We start from the raw sequence: 15823 nt of genomic DNA, 5'->3' as shown, positions 1-15823 counted from the left end.
GAGGGTGCAGCATGCCGCGCAAGAACCCGCATGTCGAGGAAGCCGACGAAAACAATCTTGAAGTGGCGAAGCCGAAGGACTGGGCCGCGGGAATTCCCGGGGTCTATCACTCCATGCAGCCGGCCCTGAAACACATGGGCGTGGGACGGGCCGGTAAGACGCTGCTGGGGCTGAACCAAAAGGACGGCTTCGACTGCATGAGCTGCGCCTGGCCGGATCCCGGGCACCGCAAGACCTTCGAGTTCTGTGAACAGGGTGCCAAGGCGGTCACCTGGGAGGCGACGCCCGTCGTCGTCCCGTCCGGGTTCTGGGCCGAAAATCCGGTCAGCGAACTGCGGGGGAGGTCCGAATACTGGCTCGGGATGCAGGGCCGCCTCACGGAACCGGTGTACAAACCGGCGGGGGAGGACCACTACCGGCCGGTCAGCTGGGACGAGGCGTTTTCCATCGTCGGGAGCAAGCTCCAGGGCCTGGACAGCCCGGACCAGGCCGCGTTCTACACCAGCGGCCGGACGTCGAACGAGGCCGCGTTCCTGTACCAGCTGTTCGTACGGGCGTACGGGACCAACAACCTGCCGGACTGCTCCAACATGTGCCACGAGTCCTCCGGCTGGGCCATGGGCCAGACCATCGGAGTCGGCAAGGCCACCATCTCCTATGACGACTTCGCCAAGGCGGACCTGATCATCATCATGGGACAGAACCCGGGCAGCAACCATCCCCGCATGCTCACCGCCCTGGAGGAGGCCAAGGAGGCCGGCTGCGAGATCGTTGCCATCAACCCGCTCCCGGAAGCCGGTCTCATGCGGTACAAGAATCCGCAGAAGGTCAACGGGATTCTGGGGCGCGGAACGGAGCTGGCGGACCAGTACCTGCAGATCCGGCTCGGCGGGGACATGGCCCTGATGCAGGCACTGTCGAAACGTGTGCTCGACGCCGAGTCGAAGCGCCCGGGCACCGTCCTGGACCATGAGTTCCTCCGGGAACACTGCCAGGGCCTCGACGAACTCAAGGCCCACCTGGCAGGGCTGCGGGAAGAGACGGTGCTGCGCGCCACGGGGCTGAGCAGCGTGGAAATCGACGAACTCGCCGAGCGGTATCTGCGGGCGGGAAAGGTGATCATCACCTGGGCCATGGGCATCACCCAGCATAAGAAGGCCGTGCCCACCATCAAGGAGATCATCAACCTTCTGCTGCTGCGCGGAAACATCGGCAAGCCCGGCGCCGGGGCGTCCCCGATCCGCGGCCACAGCAACGTGCAGGGCGACCGCACCATGGGCATCTGGGAGCAGATGCCTCCCGCCTTCCTGGACTCGCTCGCCAAGGAATTCAGTTTCGAACCGCCGCGCGAACCCGGCGCCGACGCCGTGGAAACCATCCGCAGAATGCGCGACGGCGGGATCCGGGTTTTCGTGGCGATGGGAGGCAACTTCGTGGCCGCCATCTCGGACACGCACGCGGCCGAGCCTGCCGTGGAGAGTACCGAGATGACGGTGCAGATCTCCACCAAGCTCAACCGCTCGCACACTGTCACCGGCAAGGAAGCGTTGATCCTGCCCACCTTGGGACGGACTGAAATCGACGTGCAGGAATCCGGTCCGCAGTTTGTGTCCGTGGAGGACACCGTTTCGGCCGTGCACGCCTCCGAGGGAAAGGTGCAGCCGGTGGCGCCCGGGCTGTTGTCCGAGGTGGCGATTGTCAGCCGGCTTGCCAGGGCCACAGTGGGCAGCCGGATCGACGCGGACTGGGCGGGTTTCGAACGGAACTACGACCTCATCCGGGACCACATCTCGCACGTGGTGGCCGGCTGTGAGGACTACAACCGGCGGATCCGGGAATGGGGCGGATTCGTGCTGCCCAACGGCCCGCGGGATTCGCGGACGTTCCGCACGCCCACCGGGAAGGCCATGCTCACGGTCAATGAATTGGAGTATGTGGAGCGGCCGGCAGGGACCCTGATCCTGCAGACCATGCGTTCGCACGACCAGTTCAACACCACCATCTACGGGCACAATGACCGGTACCGTGGGATCAAGAAGGGCAGGGACGTTGTTTTTGTCAGCCCCGAGGACATCGCCGAACTCGGCCTGGCCGACGGGCAGCACGTGGACATCCGCGGGGTATACGGGGACGGTGCCGAACGGGTGATCAGGAACTTCCGGGTGGTGTCCTACCCCACGGCAAGGGGATGCGCTGCGGCGTACTACCCTGAGGCGAACGTCCTGGTGCCCCTGGAGACCGTCGCCGAGGGCAGCCACACGCCGGTGTCCAAGGCAGTCATCGTCCGGTTGGAGCCGAGTTTGGCGTGAGCGCGGGCAGCCCCTTGCCCGCTTTGTCGAAGTAAATGAGCCACGGATCATCGCCTACGACGTCTACTTTTCAGCCGACGGCGCACGCATGAGCGTCCTCCACGTCCACACGGACGTGCCATCGCTGGAGTTTCACCTGAAGGTCGCCGGCCCGCAGTTCCCTCCGATTGCGCCCCTCGTCCAGCTTCGGACCATCGAAATCTTCGGAGCGGTCACCGAAGAGTTGGTGAAACAGCTCGAGGCGAAGACTCAACTGCTGGGCGGCACCGTGATTATCCACGACCTCCACGCAGGGTTCGCCCGCGTCCCGGCGGCCCGACGTGCACGCCAGTGGGCGTCACCGGCAGTCCTCCCGGCTCCTGTCAACGGGCCAAAAGTCCCATGTTTCCCCCACTAAGCTGAGACTCTAAGATCACTTGCGTCGCATTCTGCGTCATAGACGGTCACGACACACGTTGTTAACGCGCATAGTCGTCTCTATTTACAGTTCACTGGCAAAATGCTGAGTGATCACATGCTCGAAAGGACAAACATGCCCACGGCTATTGCAGACACCACCACGGTTCGACTCAAGTCAGTGCTCGACATTCTCGCGGAAAGCGTCCTGTCAGGTGAGACCCTCGGCGCAGGCGCCGTCCTGGCCCAGGCCACGGTTCGCGTCCCGCTGAACGAGAAGGAAAGTGAACTGCTCAGCGGAGGCATCCCCCGGGGACACAAGGCCCTGACCACTGCCACCAGCAAGCTGGTCAAGGCCGGCTGGCTCGTCAAGGGACGCAGCGGCTGGACCATCACGGACGACGGCCTCCGTGCCACCGTGGCGTTCCCGGATGCTGACACGTTTGCAACCGCGCTCGCCGAAGGCACTCCGGTGCCGGCTGACGTGCCTGTTCCCACGGAGCTCCCCGCCAAGCCCGCCGCTGCGAAGGTTGCTGCCGCGAAGGCTCCCAAGGCTGCTCCGAAGAAGAAGGCGCCGTCCAAGGCCGCCAAGGTGGTCGAAAAGGCCGCCGAGCTGATCGAGGACGCAGTGGCACCCGTGACGAAGGCCGTGCGCACGCGCAAGACCGCCGCCAAGCCGGTCAAGGCCAGCACGGAGCAGCCCGCCAAGGCCTCCGGCGTTGAGACGATCGACCAGCCGGAAGCCGTGGCAATCGCGGGCGACTTCAACGTGCTGCTGGGCGCCCCGGCGAACTGGGCACCCCAGTACGACGAAGCCCAGATGCAGCTCGATGCAGTGGACCAGCTGTGGAAGCTCACCACGGACCTTCCCGCCGGCCACTACACCTTCAAGATCGCGCTCAACCGTTCCTGGGACGAGAACTACGGTGCGTTCGGTGCGTTCGATGGCGCCAACCACGAACTGCACCACCCCGGCGGCCGGATCACGTTCAACTACGATCACCGGTCCCGGGACATCACCCTGGTCTAATCCGCGACAACGGTCTATCCGCGCAGGCGGTTTTGTTCCTGTAGGCAGCTGACCCTGATCGTCCTAGAATCAGAGCATTCAGGGTCAGCTCCCCAAAGGACCGGTGTGTGGCATGGACACCGTTGAGATTTCAGGATTGCGCATCGGCTATCAGCGCGCGGGCCAAGGGCCTCCGCTGGTCCTGCTCCACGGCGCGTACGAGGACAGCCGCGTTTGGCGTCCGCAGCTGGAGGGGCTGTCCGACGACTTCACCGTCATAGCCTGGGATGCCCCGGGCTGCGGCCGTTCCGACGATCCCCCTCCGGACTTCTCCGGCGGGGACCTCGGCGATGCCCTGGCGGGTTTCCTCCGGGAAGTCGCGCCGCGGAGACCCCACGTCCTCGGGCTGTCCTGGGGCTCAGGCGTCGCCCTGGAGCTGTACCGGAACCACTCGCACATGGCGGCGTCCTTGGTGCTGGCCTCTGCCTATGCGGGCTGGGCCGGCTCGCTGCCCCCGGATGAGGTGGAGCGGCGGTACGCGCAGATTCTGGCTGAGCTCGATCAGCCACCCGAACAATTCATCCCCGTGTGGCTGCCCACGCTCTTCACCGAGCGGGCAGACCCCGGGATCGTCGAAGAGATCAGCGCCATCATGGCAGACTTCCACCCTGCCGGCATGCGGGCGCTGCTGAGCGCGAGCGGACACGCCGACTATCGCGACGTGCTGCCCACTATCAGCGTGCCCACGCTGCTGCTCTACGGTGAAGAGGACGTGCGGTCGCCGCTGGCTGTCGCCCGCGAGATGCACCGCCAGATTCCGGGTTCACAGCTCGTGGTGATTCCCGACGTCGGGCACCTGACTGCCGCTGAAACGCCGGAGGCGTTCAACGCTGAAGTCCGCCGCTTCGTGCACAGCATTGGTGACTGAGACTTTTGAAAGCCGTCACGAGAGCCGGAATCAGAACCGCGTGGGGTCCGGGTGCGGTGGGGGAGGCGTTGGCGGGACCGGTCCGGGGTCCGGAATCGGCAGCGGCCCGGGCGAAGGCGCCGGCTCGGGTCCGGGCCCTGGCGGACGCGGCTCCGTGGGATCAGGCCTGCTGGGCGGAAACGGATTGTCCGGGTCCGGCGGGCCGGTGGGGCCGGGCTCCGGCGGGAACGGATCCGGCTCTGGCAGCGGTGGAATGGTCATCGTGAACTCCTTCTTCGCTGGTGTGGTGCCTTGGTTGGGAGACGCTCAGGTGTTGTGTTGCCGGCGAAAAACCTTCAGTTCCCACGGACGGAGCGCTATTTCCGCGTGTGTCCCGGTGGCCTCCAGGGGATAGTTTCCCAGGATCAGTTCAGCCGGGTAGTGGCCCAGTTCCGGCTCGTCTGCGCCGGCTTCGGCATCACCCCAGCCGCCGCCGTCGAGGGCGACAGTCCTGTCCTGCCCGGAGAAGTTGCCCAGCACCAGCAGCTGGACGCCCGGCGCCGAACCTGGTCCCGCTGCCGAACCGGGTCCCGACGCCGGAGCTGCAAGTGAGCGCCGGAACGCGTACACGTGGTCGTCGTCGGGGAGAAGCATGGTGAAGTCACCCTCCGCCACCACCGGCTCGGCATGCCGCAGGGCGATGACCTGGCGGTAGAAGCTGAACACCGAGTCCGGGTTGTCCTCCTGCTCCGCGGCGTTGATGTGGCTGGTGTTCGGGTTGACGGCGATCCACGGAGCGCCGGTGGTGAAGCCGCCATGCCTGCTGGCGTCCCACTGCACCGGCGTGCGGGCATTGTCCCGGTTCAGGGGTGCCAGCGCGGCCAGGACATCGGCGTCGGTGTGGCCCAGGTGGGTGGTGGCCTCGCGGTGGTGGTTGAGCACCTCGATGTCGCGGTAGTCGCTGATCGTCCCGAAGCTCATGTTGGTCATGCCCAGTTCCTCGCCCTGGTACACGTAGGGCGTGCCCCGGTGCAGGTGCAGGATCCCGGCCAGCATCTTGGCGGAGAGCTCGCGGTACGGCCCGTCATCGCCGAAGCGGGACACGGCCCGGGCCTGGTCGTGGTTGCCCCAGTAGAGGCTGTTCCAGCCTCGCTCCGCCAGAGCCTCCTGCCACCGGCCCAGGGACTGCTTCAGGTCCGTAAGCCGCAGCTTCTTGGGCCGCCATTTGTTGCCGTCCTCCTGGTCCAGCGCCACGTGCTCGAACTGGAACACCATGTCCACTTCGCGCCGCGCGGGGTCGGTGAACAGGACGGCGTCCTCCACCGTGACACCGGGCATCTCGCCCACGGTCAGCAGCGGCTTGTCCCTCCCTGCGAAGACTTCCAGGTGCATCTCGTGCAGGAACTCGTGGATCCGCGGCCCGGACATGAAGTGCGGGCTGCCGTCCCCGAACAGCATCCCGTCGGCCCGCGGTCCGTCCGGCAGTCCGGTGTCCTTGGAAATGAAGTTGATGACGTCCATCCGGAAACCGTCCACTCCGCGGTCCAGCCACCAGTTCATCATCTCGTAGACGGCGGCGCGGACCTCCGGGTTTTCCCAGTTCAGGTCCGGCTGCTTCCGGGAAAACAGATGGAGGTAGTACTCGCCGGTGACCTGGTCGAACTCCCAAGCGGGGCCGGAAAACGCGGAGCCCCAGTTGTTCGGTTCCGCGCCGGTTCCCGGTTCGGCGCCGTTTTCCGCAACCTCCCTGGGCGGCCGCCACCAGTACCAGTCACGCTTGGGATTGTCCTTGGAGGAGCGGGATTCGACGAACCACGGGTGCTCGTCCGACGTGTGGTTCACCACGAGGTCCATCACCAGCTTCATGCCACGTGAGTGCAGCCCGTCGGTCAGCTTCTTCAGGTCTGCCAGGGTGCCGAAGATGGGGTCCACATCGCGGTAGTTGCTGATGTCGTAGCCGTTGTCGTCCTGCGGTGACGTGTAGATGGGGGAGAGCCAGACGACGTCGACCCCCAGTTTCTGCAGGTAGTCCAGCTTGCTGATGATGCCGGGCAGGTCGCCTATGCCGTCGCCGTCTGAGTCCGCGAAGCTGCGCGGATAGATCTGGTAGACCACCGCCTTCCGGAACCAGCCGGGATCCGTGGTCACCTCGTCATCGGTGTCCGCCTCATCTCTGACAGGTGGTTCCGTTGCGGGGTCCGCGTGCGTGGTCATGGCCTGGTCTCCTCAGTTGCTTTCGGCTGGTCTGATGATTGGGCTCGGTTCGATTATTGTTCAGATCCTACGGGCAGGAAAGGGCTGCAGGGACGCACGACGGCGGCGCGGCTCCTTCCCGGGGCCGGCAGCCGGAGTGCGGTTCGCTCCGCCAATAACATTTGGACATCGATTGGATTTATTACTGGAGCGGGCGTTGGCGGAGGTTCACAATTGAGGAATTATTCGCGGTCTCATGAGATTCAGGAGAACAGATGCACCGCTCAGCACCCTCGGCCATCGCAGTCTCAGGGGCCCTATGCCTCGCCTTCCTGCTCGTAGCCTGCGGCCCGCCGGCATCGTCACCGTCGACGAACTCCCCGGACACCACTTCCACCGCTTCGGCAACCCCCACCCCGGCCTCAACTTCCCCGAGCGCCGCGGCCTCAACTTCAGCGTCCTCGGATCCTGAAACCGGCTGGAAGTCCTACACAACCGCGGACGGCCTGATCTTCGACTACCCGGCCGAGTGGAAGATCACCGATCCTGCCGGTGAACCTGCTTCCGGGGGCGTGTTCGTGAACATCACCAACGCCAACGGCAAGGACCTCGCGACGCTCCGGACGAACATGGTCACGGGCTCCGAATGCACCGAGAAGCAGCCGTTCGGAGTGTATGAATCCGAACCTGTCCCGGCACTCGAACAGAACGGAACCGTGCCCCGGTACACCTTCGAGACGCGGACGGACACCACCGCCACGGATCCGAAGCTGATGACCCTGTTCGCGTACGGCATCACCACGGCCCCCGAACCCAGCGGTACCGAAGCGTGCCCCATCTTCCACTTCTTCACGTGGCCGCCCAGCGGCGCCATGTTCGGCGGCGTCTACGACCCCTTCGACACCACTCCCGGCAACGAGATGCATGTGGACAACCCGGAGGCCTACATGGGCACCCAGGAGTACAAGAACATCAAGAAGATGATCACCTCGCTCCGGCCCGCCTCCTAGGCGAACCAGGCCACGCAGGAACCGTTGCGCACCGCGGGGCAACCCGCGGTGCGCAACGTTTTGGCGGCAAATTGACCCCGTCCCGGTCCACCCGCGGACGGCAGGGCCACAATTAATCCCTCAGCTTGTTTGAGGAGGATTGCATGCGCCGATCAATGAAGCCCGGCTATGGATCATCTGGACCGGCACGTTCAGGGGCCGCAACTGCTGCCGGGGCCTGCGTCGCGATGCTCCTGGCAGCCTGCGGACCGCCTGCCGCCCCGCCTGACACGGGATCCGCGACGGCCACCCCACCCAGCGCGTCGGCAAGCGGGACCACGAACGGAACTACCAGCGGAACTGCAACCGGCACGCCCACCGGGACGGCTGTCCCGCCAAGTGCGACGGCCGGCGTAACACAGACTGAACCGGCGCCGTCGGCAACGTCCCCGAGCCGGTTGCCGTCACCGACGGCGTCCGGCTGGAAGACGTTCACGACGTCGGACCGTGACCTGACGTTCGACTATCCGGGCGACTGGACCGTCAAGGATCCCGCCGGAACGTCACCGCTCGGCGGGATGTTCGTGGAGGTTTTGAATGCCGCAGGGAAGCCGATGGCTGTCCTGCAGACCAAGGTGGTCACCGGTTTGGAGTGCGTGCAGCAGTACCCGTTTACGGTGCTGGATTCTGAACCGATGAAGGTGTTGGCCGAGAAGGGCGTGCCGAACGAAAACGTGCCCCGGTTCATGTTTGAGACCAGGGGAGATGCCTCCGCTCCGGCCAGGACGGCTGAAACCATTGCGGCCTACGGCATCACCATGATTCCGGAGAAGGTAGGGACGCTGGAGTGTCCCATCTTCCTGCTGTTCAGGTGGCCGCCCAGCGGCGCCATGTTCGGCGCGGTTTACGACCCCGCAAACAATGCCACCCCCGTAGATCCGGCGCTCCCGTACTTGGAAAAGGCGAAGCTGTACGCGGACACCGGCGAGTACCGGAATATCCGGCGGATGATCACCTCGCTGCGGCCCGCAGGGTAGCTGCAGCGCTCCTTGACTCGCCCAATGCGCCCGCGCAGACTCGAATTAGGACGCAGTCCGATAAGTCGGAGTTCTGATGTACGCACTGGGGAAGCAGCGGCTCGTGAGCGGTGCGAAGGCAATTGCATCCGCCCTGGTAGCCCTGTGCGTCGCGGCGGGCCTGGCCGCGTGCACGCCGGGGCCGAACGCCGGACCGTCGCCGTCGGCCTCAGCCACGCGACCCACGCCCGGCGACGGCGGCCCTTCCGACACGAAGCCCGGTGCGGGACCATTCCCTACAACGCGCCCCACCGCGACGGTCACCGGGCCCTTGCCCGAAGAGACCGCAAGTCGTCCGCCGGGTCCCACCTCTACTGCCTTCGAACGGGCCCGGCGGGCCAAGGAAATCCTGGACACGTGCCTGGAGGGCGAGCTGACGTTCAGGCCGCCGTCGCCCATGCGCCAGGGCGAGACGAGGGAGTTCGTCCTGCACGTCACCATGGGCGATCCCGGGGCGGGCCATGAAGAGAAGATCCCCGGCAACAACCCGGTGCAAACGCGTGCGCCCATTGTCTGCGAAGAGATGCGGGCGGACCTGTCCGGCCCGGGCATGGACATTGAGCGGGCCGGAAATCCGAGTGGCGAGATGCTGGTCCCCGTGGAGGGCGTCGCGGAGTGGCGCTGGTGGATCACACCCAAGGAGTCGGGCCGGAAAACCATGGCCCTGCAGCTGTTCGCCACGGCGGAGGACGGTCCGGACCTGAGCCTGGAGACGTTCCGGGAAAACATCCAGGTGGAGATTGAACTCGGCTATGTGCTGAATGCGCTCGTGAAGGACTGGGCCCAGCCACTGGGCGTGACCATCCCGGTGCTCATCGGAGCCATTGGTGCCCTCCTTGTCTGGTCGCGCTCCAAGCGCCGCAAGGCCAAGCATGCCGCCAACATCAACCCGGAAGCCTGAGGGAGCGAAACCCCCGGTCCCCGCACTACATTGGAACCATGGCTCATGCTGCAGATCAGGACTCTGGCACGGACGTCCGCTTGCAGGCCCGCGTGCAGGGCATCGTCCAGGCGGTCGGCTTCCGGTACTGGACCGTGCGGAAGGCGGAGGAACTCTCGCTGACCGGAACGGTGAGGAACGACGACGACGGTACGGTCGCCGTCGTCGTCGAAGGTCCCCAGGCGGTGGTTCTGGAGTTCCGCCGCTGGCTGAGGTCCGGGGACGCGCCGGGGCGCGTGGACCACGTTGATGAATCGGTGTCGGCGGCAACAGGCGAGTTCAGCAGCTTCGACGTCGTGTACTGAGGACGTGTACTGATCGAACGCCGTTAGTCGCGCGCCGCCGCGAAGCGACGGACGAACTCGAGCACTGCCGGATGCGCCGGGTTGATCAAGTGGCCGCCGCTGACCAGTTCGCTCTCGGAGTGGGGCAGGGCCTCGGCCAGGCGCGCGTTGACCAGGCGGAGGACCTCCGGCGAATCTTCGGCGGAAACGAGCAGCGTCGGCTGGCGCAGCTGTCCGAGTTCCTCGGCACCCAGCTCTGCCTGCTTCTCGCTGAGGTCCAGGCCTTCACCCCTGATCTCCGCGAGGACGGCCGGGCTGGTGGCGGCGAACATGTCCTTGAAAGTGGCCGGCAAAGCCTCCCAGGCCTGGTCGCCAAGGGCAATACGAACGACGCTTTCCGCGGCCCGCCACGGATCCTTGGCGGCGGCGTGGAGCACTGACTTCCGCAGTTCCATTGCCCACGCGAGGGCCTTGGGGTCCATCCAGAAGACCGCCGGCTCAAGCAGCACAAGTGCCTGTACGAGTTCGGGAAAACGGTGGGCCAGGTAGAGGGCGATTTCACCGCCGGTGCTGCGTCCGATGACCACCGCCGGCGCAGCATGGAGGATTTCCAGGAGGGCGGCGGCATCGTCCACGTGCTCTGTCAGGCCAACGGCGTCGAACGGCTCGGGGCGGCCGCTGCGGTAGAAGCCCCTGCGGTCGTAGATGATGCACCGGCCGATCCTGCCCAGTTCCACGGCGGCGTCTTCCCACAGGAGAGCTGAGCTGGGCGTCCCGTGTATGCCCAGGACGGGTACGCCTTCGCCGTGCTCTTCGTAGTAGAGGTCAATGCCGTTGACGCTCAAGCGGGGCATGCTTCAAGCGTAGAACAGGGGACACCGCCGGTCGAGATCCGGTGGGTTGCGTCGGGCTGGCTGACCCGGTGCTACGCGCGTCCTTCCCGGTGCAGGGCTTCGTCGTGCTCGGCGTGGGCTTGCTTGATCAGGTCCATGAACTCGGTCTGGTTCCGGATGAGCCGCTTGTACTTCTCGGGGAGCTTCCTGAGCTCTGCCTCCTCGCGCACCATCTTGTTGAAAATCTCCTCACGCTCCGCGATGCCCGTCTCGTAATTCAGGTCCACGTATTCGGTGGCATGCCGCTTGGCGCCGGAGACCATGTTCTTGGCCTTGCCCTTGGGGCTGTAGATCGAGGCCAGGACCGTGATCACCAGCACGCCGATAATGATGGTCAGCGAGAGGCCGGTGCTGATCTCCAGGACATTCACGTGCTGCCCGTCGTTGATGAACGGCAGGTTGTTCTCGTGGAGCGCGTGCAGGATGAGCTTGACGCCGATGAAGCCGAGGATCGCGGCGAGGCCGTACGACAGGTAAATGAGGCGGTCCAGCAGTTCGTCGATGAGGAAGAACAGCTGCCGCAGGCCCATGAGTGAGAAGGCCGTGGCCGTGAACACGACGAAGACGTTCTGCGTGAGGCCGAAGATGGCGGGGATGGAATCCAGCGCGAAGAGGATGTCCGTTCCGCCGATGGCCACCATGACCAGGAGCATGGGAGTGAGGACGCGTTTGCCGTTCTCCACGGTAAAGAGCTTGTCGCCGTCGTAATGCTCCGAGGCCGGGAGCAACTTCCGGGCGAGCCGGACCACGAAGCCCTCACTTTCCTCCTCGTGCGAATCGGGCTTGAGCAGGTTGCCGGCGGTGATCAGCAGGATGAGGCCGAAGATATAGAACACCCAGGCGAAGCTGTTGATGAGGGCCGCGCCGAGGAAGATGAAGCCGGTGCGGGCGATCAGCGAGAACACGATGCCGAACAGGAGCACTTTCTGCTGGTCCGCCCGAGGGACCCTGAAGCTGGACATGATGATGAGGAAGACGAAAAGGTTGTCCACGGACAGGGCCTTTTCGGTGACATAGCCGGCGAAGTACTCGGTGCCCATGGTGGTGCCGCCGAATATCAGGACGCCAATACCGAAGAGGAGGGCAAGGCCCACGTAAATGGCGGACCACGTGGCCGACTCCTTGAGCTTGGGGGAGTGCGCCTTGCGGACGTGGAAGAAGAAGTCGAAGGCCAGCAGGCCAAAAATGCCGACAATGGTCAGAATCCATACATAGAGGGGGACCTGCATACTGGGTGCCTTCCTGTCGGTGCGGTGTTATTACCCTACCGGCCGGGTGTTACTGGGCGGTGTCGGCCCAGCCGCTGCGGGCCGGACCGCCGTCGGCTCCGTGCTCGCACAGCTGCAAGGCCACCCCCGCTGCCTGTGCGACCGCTGCGGCTGACGATTCCTTGGAGCCGGCACTGCCAGTCCCGGCGGCTAGCCCGGCCGCGTAGCCCACCATCAGCGCGGTGATTGGCGCGGCTGCGTGGGTCACCGAGCGCGCGGATTCCCCGGCCAGGTCCAGGATGAGTTCCCGGTCAAAGTCGAGGTCCAGGAGCTGAAGCGCCTGGGCCAGCCGGTGGCTCCATTGGTCCAGGATCTGCGCTTCGTTGTCGTTGACGGCCATCGTTGCTCCTCAGTCAGAAATAGCAGCTGTCAGAAATAACAGCAGTTCCCCCGAGGTTAGGCTGTAGCAGAAGCCCCGATCAAGGAGATCCCGATGACTGAAGCCACCATCCGCCACAACCCGGACCGCGAGCGCTTTGAAGTGCTTGTTGCCGGCAACGTGATCGGCAAGGCCGTGTACAAAACGTACGACGCCGGTGACGCACCGCAGCGGATTTTCTACCACACCGTGATTAATGAGGAATACGGCGGCCAGGGGCTGGCTGGCCAGCTGGCCACCGTGGCCCTGGATGAGACGGTGGGAGCCGGGATCAGCATTGTGCCGGTGTGCCCGTACATCAAGAAGTTCCTCACCAAGCACCCGGAGTACGCCGCCAGCACCACCGCCCCAAAGCCGGCGCACCTCGAGTTCCTCAGCGAGGCCCTGGCTCCGCACGCCCGGGCGTAAGTTGCCTGGACCTGGCTGCCCAACAACCGCACTTGGCCTTGAAAACTGGGCCCCCGTAGCGACTAGGCGCCCCCCGTAGCGACGGCATGTGGAGTAGCTAGGCGGCGATCAACGTCTCCCATTCGGTCAGCGGATCAACGGGCAGGTCTGCATCCGTGACGTGTTCCGTCCCTTCGGCAGAGTGAGGCAGGCCCGGAGACCCTGTCACGGGGTAGGGCATCCAGGGCGGTTCCCAGTCGTAGCCTTCGCTGGCGTAGCGGCGCCCTGACGGTGCCACCCAGCCTGGCGGTGCGTCGCGGCTGGCGCCGATGGGTGTCCAACCGGTGGTGTGCTTGAGCCGGTGATGCTTCCGGCAGGGCTGGCCGAGGTTGGAGATCCCGGTGGCGCCACCGTCGCGCCAGGCCAGGACGTGATCTGCCTCGGTATCGAGGGATTGGTTGCTGCACCCGGGGAAGGGGCATTTGCCATCCCGGAGCCGCAGCCATTGGCGCATGGCCGCCGGGATGCGGTAGCTGGTGCGTCCGATCTCCAGTGGTGCGCCGGTCCAGGGGTCGGTCAGTACGCGGTGGAACGACGTGGCGCCGTCTGCGACGAGCCTGCGGGCCATACTGGGCGGAATCGGTCCGTAGCCATCCAGGACGGCGGGTTCTTCGGTGGCGCCCAGGAGCGAAAGCACGGGCACGGTGACCAGGACCTGCGCCTTCGGTGACGGGACACCCTCGGCGACGCCGGCGAGCAGCCAGGAAACGGCGGTGTCGGCCCGGAGCTGGGAGAGGTTCCGTTGCTCGGATGGGCCTTGGAGATCCCGTGCCGCCGCAGTGGCGCGCTGCCAGATGGAGGCCGCACTGTCGGCGGGCAGGTAAGCGGAGAGCCAGGCCATGCCGTCGCGGTCCGGGGTGAACTCCAGTCGCCGGTCCCGAACGCTCGTGTCGTGGCGCTTTTCGATGCTGACGGGGTGGTGCCGCTCCCGCCAATTGCGTGCTTTTGCCCGGAACCGGGAAGGCACCAGGTCCCCCGCCGGACAGCCTCGCGCAGCATTCTCGGCGTCAGGGTCCAGAAAATGGGCTTCCAGTGCAGCAGCCGCGGCCTGGGGTACATCAGTGGTTTCGTCGACCATGATCCGGGCGTGCTGCCATGAAATGGTCCCGGCCTGCAGGGCTGCCAAGGTCAGTGGCAGGGCCGTGGTGAGCTGCCGGGTCTCCTCCAGGAATGCTCCCGCGGTTCTTTCGCTGACGGTCAGGACGCAGGCAACTTCGGCAACCAGGCCCATCTCCGCGGCAGATTGCTCCTGGGGCGACACCGCCGGGGAGGCCATGGCCTTGGTCGCTTGGACATACGTGTCAGCCAGCTGAACCTTGAGGGCCGCGCTCCGGGCGTCCAGACGGGCCAGCTCGGTAAGCCCATCCAAGCAGTGGTCGGCCAGCTGCCGAAAAGGATCCGCGCAGGACTCTTCGCTGAGGCGTTCGCTGTCGACAACGCGATACAGAGCAGCAACGGACGTCGCGACGGCGTCCAAGGCGTCACTTACTGCTGCATTTTCCATACACACAGCTTGACTCGAGGGTCTGACATTTAAGCGGTGCCAGCGGTGCGGCGGTGCCCGGCCCGCCGACGCGGTACCCGACGGCGACCGCACTGCAGGGACGGCCGCCGTCGTACGTGCTTGCTGCCAATGCCTTCCTACTAAACCCCAGGCGCGTATGCCTTGGGCAGCTTCAGTCCCCGCTGATCCATGAGCGTGCGCAGGCGGGTGGGGTAGTCGGTGATGATGCCGTCCACGCCGAGATCCATGAGCTGCGCCATGTCCGCAGGGGTGTTCACCGTCCACGGGATGACCGGCAGGCCCTGCTGATGGGCTTCGGCGATCATCGCGGGGGTGACGGAGCGGAACGTGGGGGAGACGACGTCGTACCCCTGGGCTGCCGCCACCTTGGCGAGCGAACCGTCGTAGTCGTCAATATCGATGCCACCAAGGTTGGGGCTGGCGCCCGACTGGCCCACCTGGAGCCAGGCGTCGCCGCTGGACAGGGCCACAAGGGGGAGCTGCGGGGCGATCTTCCTGGTCAGGTTCAGCGAGGACCAGTCGAACGACTGCACGCTGGTGCGCTCCGACATGCCCGCCTTGTAGATCTCGATGACCGCGGCTTTGGTGAGAGCTTCCATCCCGGCGCCGCCGACCATGCTGGATTCCACCTTGGTCTCCACGTTGAAGCGGACCTTCCCGGCACCGTAATCGTTGGCCAGCTGGAAGACGTCCTTGAGCTCGGCGATCCGGTTGCCTTCGATCACGTCCTGCTCCGGGTAGCCGGGCAACTGCGCGTAACCGCAGTTGAGGGTCTTGACCTGTGCCAGGGTCAGTTCGGCCACGCGGCGGCCCACGTAGGGGTATTCGGCGTCGCCCGGCGTTGCCGGTGCTGTGTCCAGGCACTTGCTGGCCTGGATGGTGTCGTCATGCCAGACGATGACCTTGCCGTCCTCGGTCAGGTGCGTGTCCAGCTCCAGCGTGATTACGCCCAGCCTGAGTGAGTTGCCGAACGCCGCCAGGGATTCCTCGGTCCACTCACCGCGGCCGCCGCGGTGGGACTGCAGGTCGAAAGAGCCGTTGCGTTCGTTGGTCTTGAGCGCGGTGTCCGACGACGGCACCGCTTCCGACTGCAACGCGTCCGACGGCGGCACGGCGGCTTCCGTCACAGGTGCGGCGACGGCGGGACTCGCCAGCGAGGCGATGAGGACGGCGGCGGCCGCGGCGGTCAGGACTGTGCGCATGTGGTT

The 15823-nt window shown here is 65.6% G+C and carries 16 protein-coding genes; 9 read left to right on the top strand and 7 right to left on the bottom strand.

Annotated features, from left to right (window positions below):
* The first annotated feature begins 11 nt into the window (after window positions 1–11).
* The 4 genes from CXQ91_RS08750 (at window position 12) to CXQ91_RS08735 (ending at window position 4642) form a co-directional block, all read left to right on the top strand.
* Window positions 12–2309: an FdhF/YdeP family oxidoreductase gene (locus CXQ91_RS08750; RefSeq protein WP_104173533.1), complete on the top strand. Its 2298-nt coding sequence runs from the start codon at window positions 12–14 to the stop codon at window positions 2307–2309.
* An 88-nt stretch (window positions 2310–2397) separates the two neighbouring features.
* Window positions 2398–2706: a hypothetical protein gene (locus tag CXQ91_RS08745; RefSeq protein WP_181038828.1), complete on the top strand. Its 309-nt coding sequence runs from the start codon at window positions 2398–2400 to the stop codon at window positions 2704–2706.
* Window positions 2707–2841: 135 nt separating this feature from the next.
* Window positions 2842–3735 (top strand): glycosidase, encoded by an 894-nt coding sequence (locus tag CXQ91_RS08740; protein ID WP_104173532.1) that lies wholly within the window; start codon window positions 2842–2844, stop codon window positions 3733–3735.
* Window positions 3736–3847: 112 nt separating this feature from the next.
* Window positions 3848–4642 carry an alpha/beta fold hydrolase gene (locus CXQ91_RS08735; protein ID WP_104173531.1) on the top strand — a complete coding sequence of 265 codons (795 nt, stop codon included), beginning with the start codon at window positions 3848–3850 and terminating at the stop codon, window positions 4640–4642.
* A 306-nt stretch (window positions 4643–4948) separates the two neighbouring features.
* Here the strand turns inward: CXQ91_RS08735 and CXQ91_RS08730 are convergent, their stop codons facing one another.
* A complete protein-coding gene (locus tag CXQ91_RS08730; RefSeq protein ID WP_104173530.1) occupies window positions 4949–6835 on the bottom strand; it encodes an alpha-glucosidase in 1887 nt (628 codons plus the stop codon).
* A 254-nt stretch (window positions 6836–7089) separates the two neighbouring features.
* Here CXQ91_RS08730 and CXQ91_RS08725 point away from each other — a divergent pair, with 254 nt between their 5' ends.
* Entirely contained in the window at window positions 7090–7824 is a 735-nt protein-coding gene (locus tag CXQ91_RS08725) for a hypothetical protein (protein WP_104173529.1), read from the top strand.
* Window positions 7825–7990: 166 nt separating this feature from the next.
* On the opposite strand, the gene CXQ91_RS25250 is transcribed toward CXQ91_RS08725, so the two are convergent.
* Complete coding sequence (locus CXQ91_RS25250; protein ID WP_258073895.1) at window positions 7991–8299, bottom strand: hypothetical protein; 309 nt, start codon at window positions 8297–8299, stop codon at window positions 7991–7993.
* On the opposite strand from CXQ91_RS25250, the gene CXQ91_RS08720 reads away from it, so the two are divergent.
* From CXQ91_RS08720 to CXQ91_RS08710, 3 genes are all read left to right on the top strand, one after another.
* Window positions 8262–8840 carry a hypothetical protein gene (locus CXQ91_RS08720; protein WP_258073894.1) on the top strand — a complete coding sequence of 193 codons (579 nt, stop codon included), beginning with the start codon at window positions 8262–8264 and terminating at the stop codon, window positions 8838–8840. The two genes, CXQ91_RS25250 and CXQ91_RS08720, sit on opposite strands and share 38 nt — an antisense overlap.
* A gap of 76 nt (window positions 8841–8916) precedes the next feature.
* Window positions 8917–9780 carry a hypothetical protein gene (locus CXQ91_RS08715; protein WP_104173527.1) on the top strand — a complete coding sequence of 288 codons (864 nt, stop codon included), beginning with the start codon at window positions 8917–8919 and terminating at the stop codon, window positions 9778–9780.
* 38 nt (window positions 9781–9818) lie between these two features.
* Complete coding sequence (locus CXQ91_RS08710; RefSeq protein ID WP_104173526.1) at window positions 9819–10124, top strand: acylphosphatase; 306 nt, start codon at window positions 9819–9821, stop codon at window positions 10122–10124.
* A 23-nt stretch (window positions 10125–10147) separates the two neighbouring features.
* On the opposite strand, the gene CXQ91_RS08705 is transcribed toward CXQ91_RS08710, so the two are convergent.
* The 3 genes from CXQ91_RS08705 to CXQ91_RS08695 all read right to left on the bottom strand — a co-directional run bounded on the left by CXQ91_RS08705 (window position 10148) and on the right by CXQ91_RS08695 (window position 12604).
* Window positions 10148–10957: an alpha/beta fold hydrolase gene (locus CXQ91_RS08705; RefSeq protein ID WP_104173525.1), complete on the bottom strand. Its 810-nt coding sequence runs from the start codon at window positions 10955–10957 to the stop codon at window positions 10148–10150.
* A 71-nt stretch (window positions 10958–11028) separates the two neighbouring features.
* Complete coding sequence (locus CXQ91_RS08700; RefSeq protein ID WP_104173524.1) at window positions 11029–12225, bottom strand: TerC family protein; 1197 nt, start codon at window positions 12223–12225, stop codon at window positions 11029–11031.
* A 49-nt stretch (window positions 12226–12274) separates the two neighbouring features.
* Window positions 12275–12604: a DUF6457 domain-containing protein gene (locus tag CXQ91_RS08695; protein WP_104173523.1), complete on the bottom strand. Its 330-nt coding sequence runs from the start codon at window positions 12602–12604 to the stop codon at window positions 12275–12277.
* Between the two features lie 93 nt (window positions 12605–12697).
* Between CXQ91_RS08695 and CXQ91_RS08690 the strand changes: the two genes are divergently transcribed.
* Window positions 12698–13051 (top strand): GNAT family N-acetyltransferase, encoded by a 354-nt coding sequence (locus CXQ91_RS08690; RefSeq protein WP_104173522.1) that lies wholly within the window; start codon window positions 12698–12700, stop codon window positions 13049–13051.
* Between the two features lie 97 nt (window positions 13052–13148).
* Here the strand turns inward: CXQ91_RS08690 and CXQ91_RS08685 are convergent, their stop codons facing one another.
* Both CXQ91_RS08685 and CXQ91_RS08680 read right to left on the bottom strand, forming a co-directional pair.
* Entirely contained in the window at window positions 13149–14594 is a 1446-nt protein-coding gene (locus CXQ91_RS08685) for an HNH endonuclease signature motif containing protein (RefSeq protein WP_104173521.1), read from the bottom strand.
* A gap of 140 nt (window positions 14595–14734) precedes the next feature.
* On the bottom strand, window positions 14735–15817 hold the full coding sequence (locus tag CXQ91_RS08680) for a glycerophosphodiester phosphodiesterase family protein (RefSeq protein ID WP_104173520.1): 1083 nt from the start codon (window positions 15815–15817) through the stop codon (window positions 14735–14737).
* Window positions 15818–15823 lie beyond the last annotated feature (6 nt).

This window comes from Arthrobacter sp. Y81, from assembly GCF_002929335.1.
Lineage (GTDB): Bacteria > Actinomycetota > Actinomycetes > Actinomycetales > Micrococcaceae > Arthrobacter.
Note: the sequence above shows the minus strand (reverse complement) of the source record. Positions and strands in the feature narration are given on the sequence as shown.

Excerpts from the sequence above, each read along its gene's own strand:
- CXQ91_RS08750 (WP_104173533.1), top strand. The coding sequence starts at position 12 with ATGCCGCGCAAGAACCCGCATGTCGAGGAAGCCGACGAAAACAATCTT.
- CXQ91_RS08745 (WP_181038828.1), top strand. The coding sequence starts at position 2,398 with ATGAGCGTCCTCCACGTCCACACGGACGTGCCATCGCTGGAGTTTCAC.
- CXQ91_RS08740 (WP_104173532.1), top strand. The coding sequence starts at position 2,842 with ATGCCCACGGCTATTGCAGACACCACCACGGTTCGACTCAAGTCAGTG.
- CXQ91_RS08735 (WP_104173531.1), top strand. The coding sequence starts at position 3,848 with ATGGACACCGTTGAGATTTCAGGATTGCGCATCGGCTATCAGCGCGCG.
- CXQ91_RS08730 (WP_104173530.1), bottom strand. The coding sequence starts at position 6,835 with ATGACCACGCACGCGGACCCCGCAACGGAACCACCTGTCAGAGATGAG.
- CXQ91_RS08725 (WP_104173529.1), top strand. The coding sequence starts at position 7,090 with ATGCACCGCTCAGCACCCTCGGCCATCGCAGTCTCAGGGGCCCTATGC.
- CXQ91_RS08715 (WP_104173527.1), top strand. The coding sequence starts at position 8,917 with ATGTACGCACTGGGGAAGCAGCGGCTCGTGAGCGGTGCGAAGGCAATT.
- CXQ91_RS08710 (WP_104173526.1), top strand. The coding sequence starts at position 9,819 with ATGGCTCATGCTGCAGATCAGGACTCTGGCACGGACGTCCGCTTGCAG.
- CXQ91_RS08705 (WP_104173525.1), bottom strand. The coding sequence starts at position 10,957 with ATGCCCCGCTTGAGCGTCAACGGCATTGACCTCTACTACGAAGAGCAC.
- CXQ91_RS08700 (WP_104173524.1), bottom strand. The coding sequence starts at position 12,225 with ATGCAGGTCCCCCTCTATGTATGGATTCTGACCATTGTCGGCATTTTT.
- CXQ91_RS08695 (WP_104173523.1), bottom strand. The coding sequence starts at position 12,604 with ATGGCCGTCAACGACAACGAAGCGCAGATCCTGGACCAATGGAGCCAC.
- CXQ91_RS08690 (WP_104173522.1), top strand. The coding sequence starts at position 12,698 with ATGACTGAAGCCACCATCCGCCACAACCCGGACCGCGAGCGCTTTGAA.
- CXQ91_RS08685 (WP_104173521.1), bottom strand. The coding sequence starts at position 14,594 with ATGGAAAATGCAGCAGTAAGTGACGCCTTGGACGCCGTCGCGACGTCC.
- CXQ91_RS08680 (WP_104173520.1), bottom strand. The coding sequence starts at position 15,817 with ATGCGCACAGTCCTGACCGCCGCGGCCGCCGCCGTCCTCATCGCCTCG.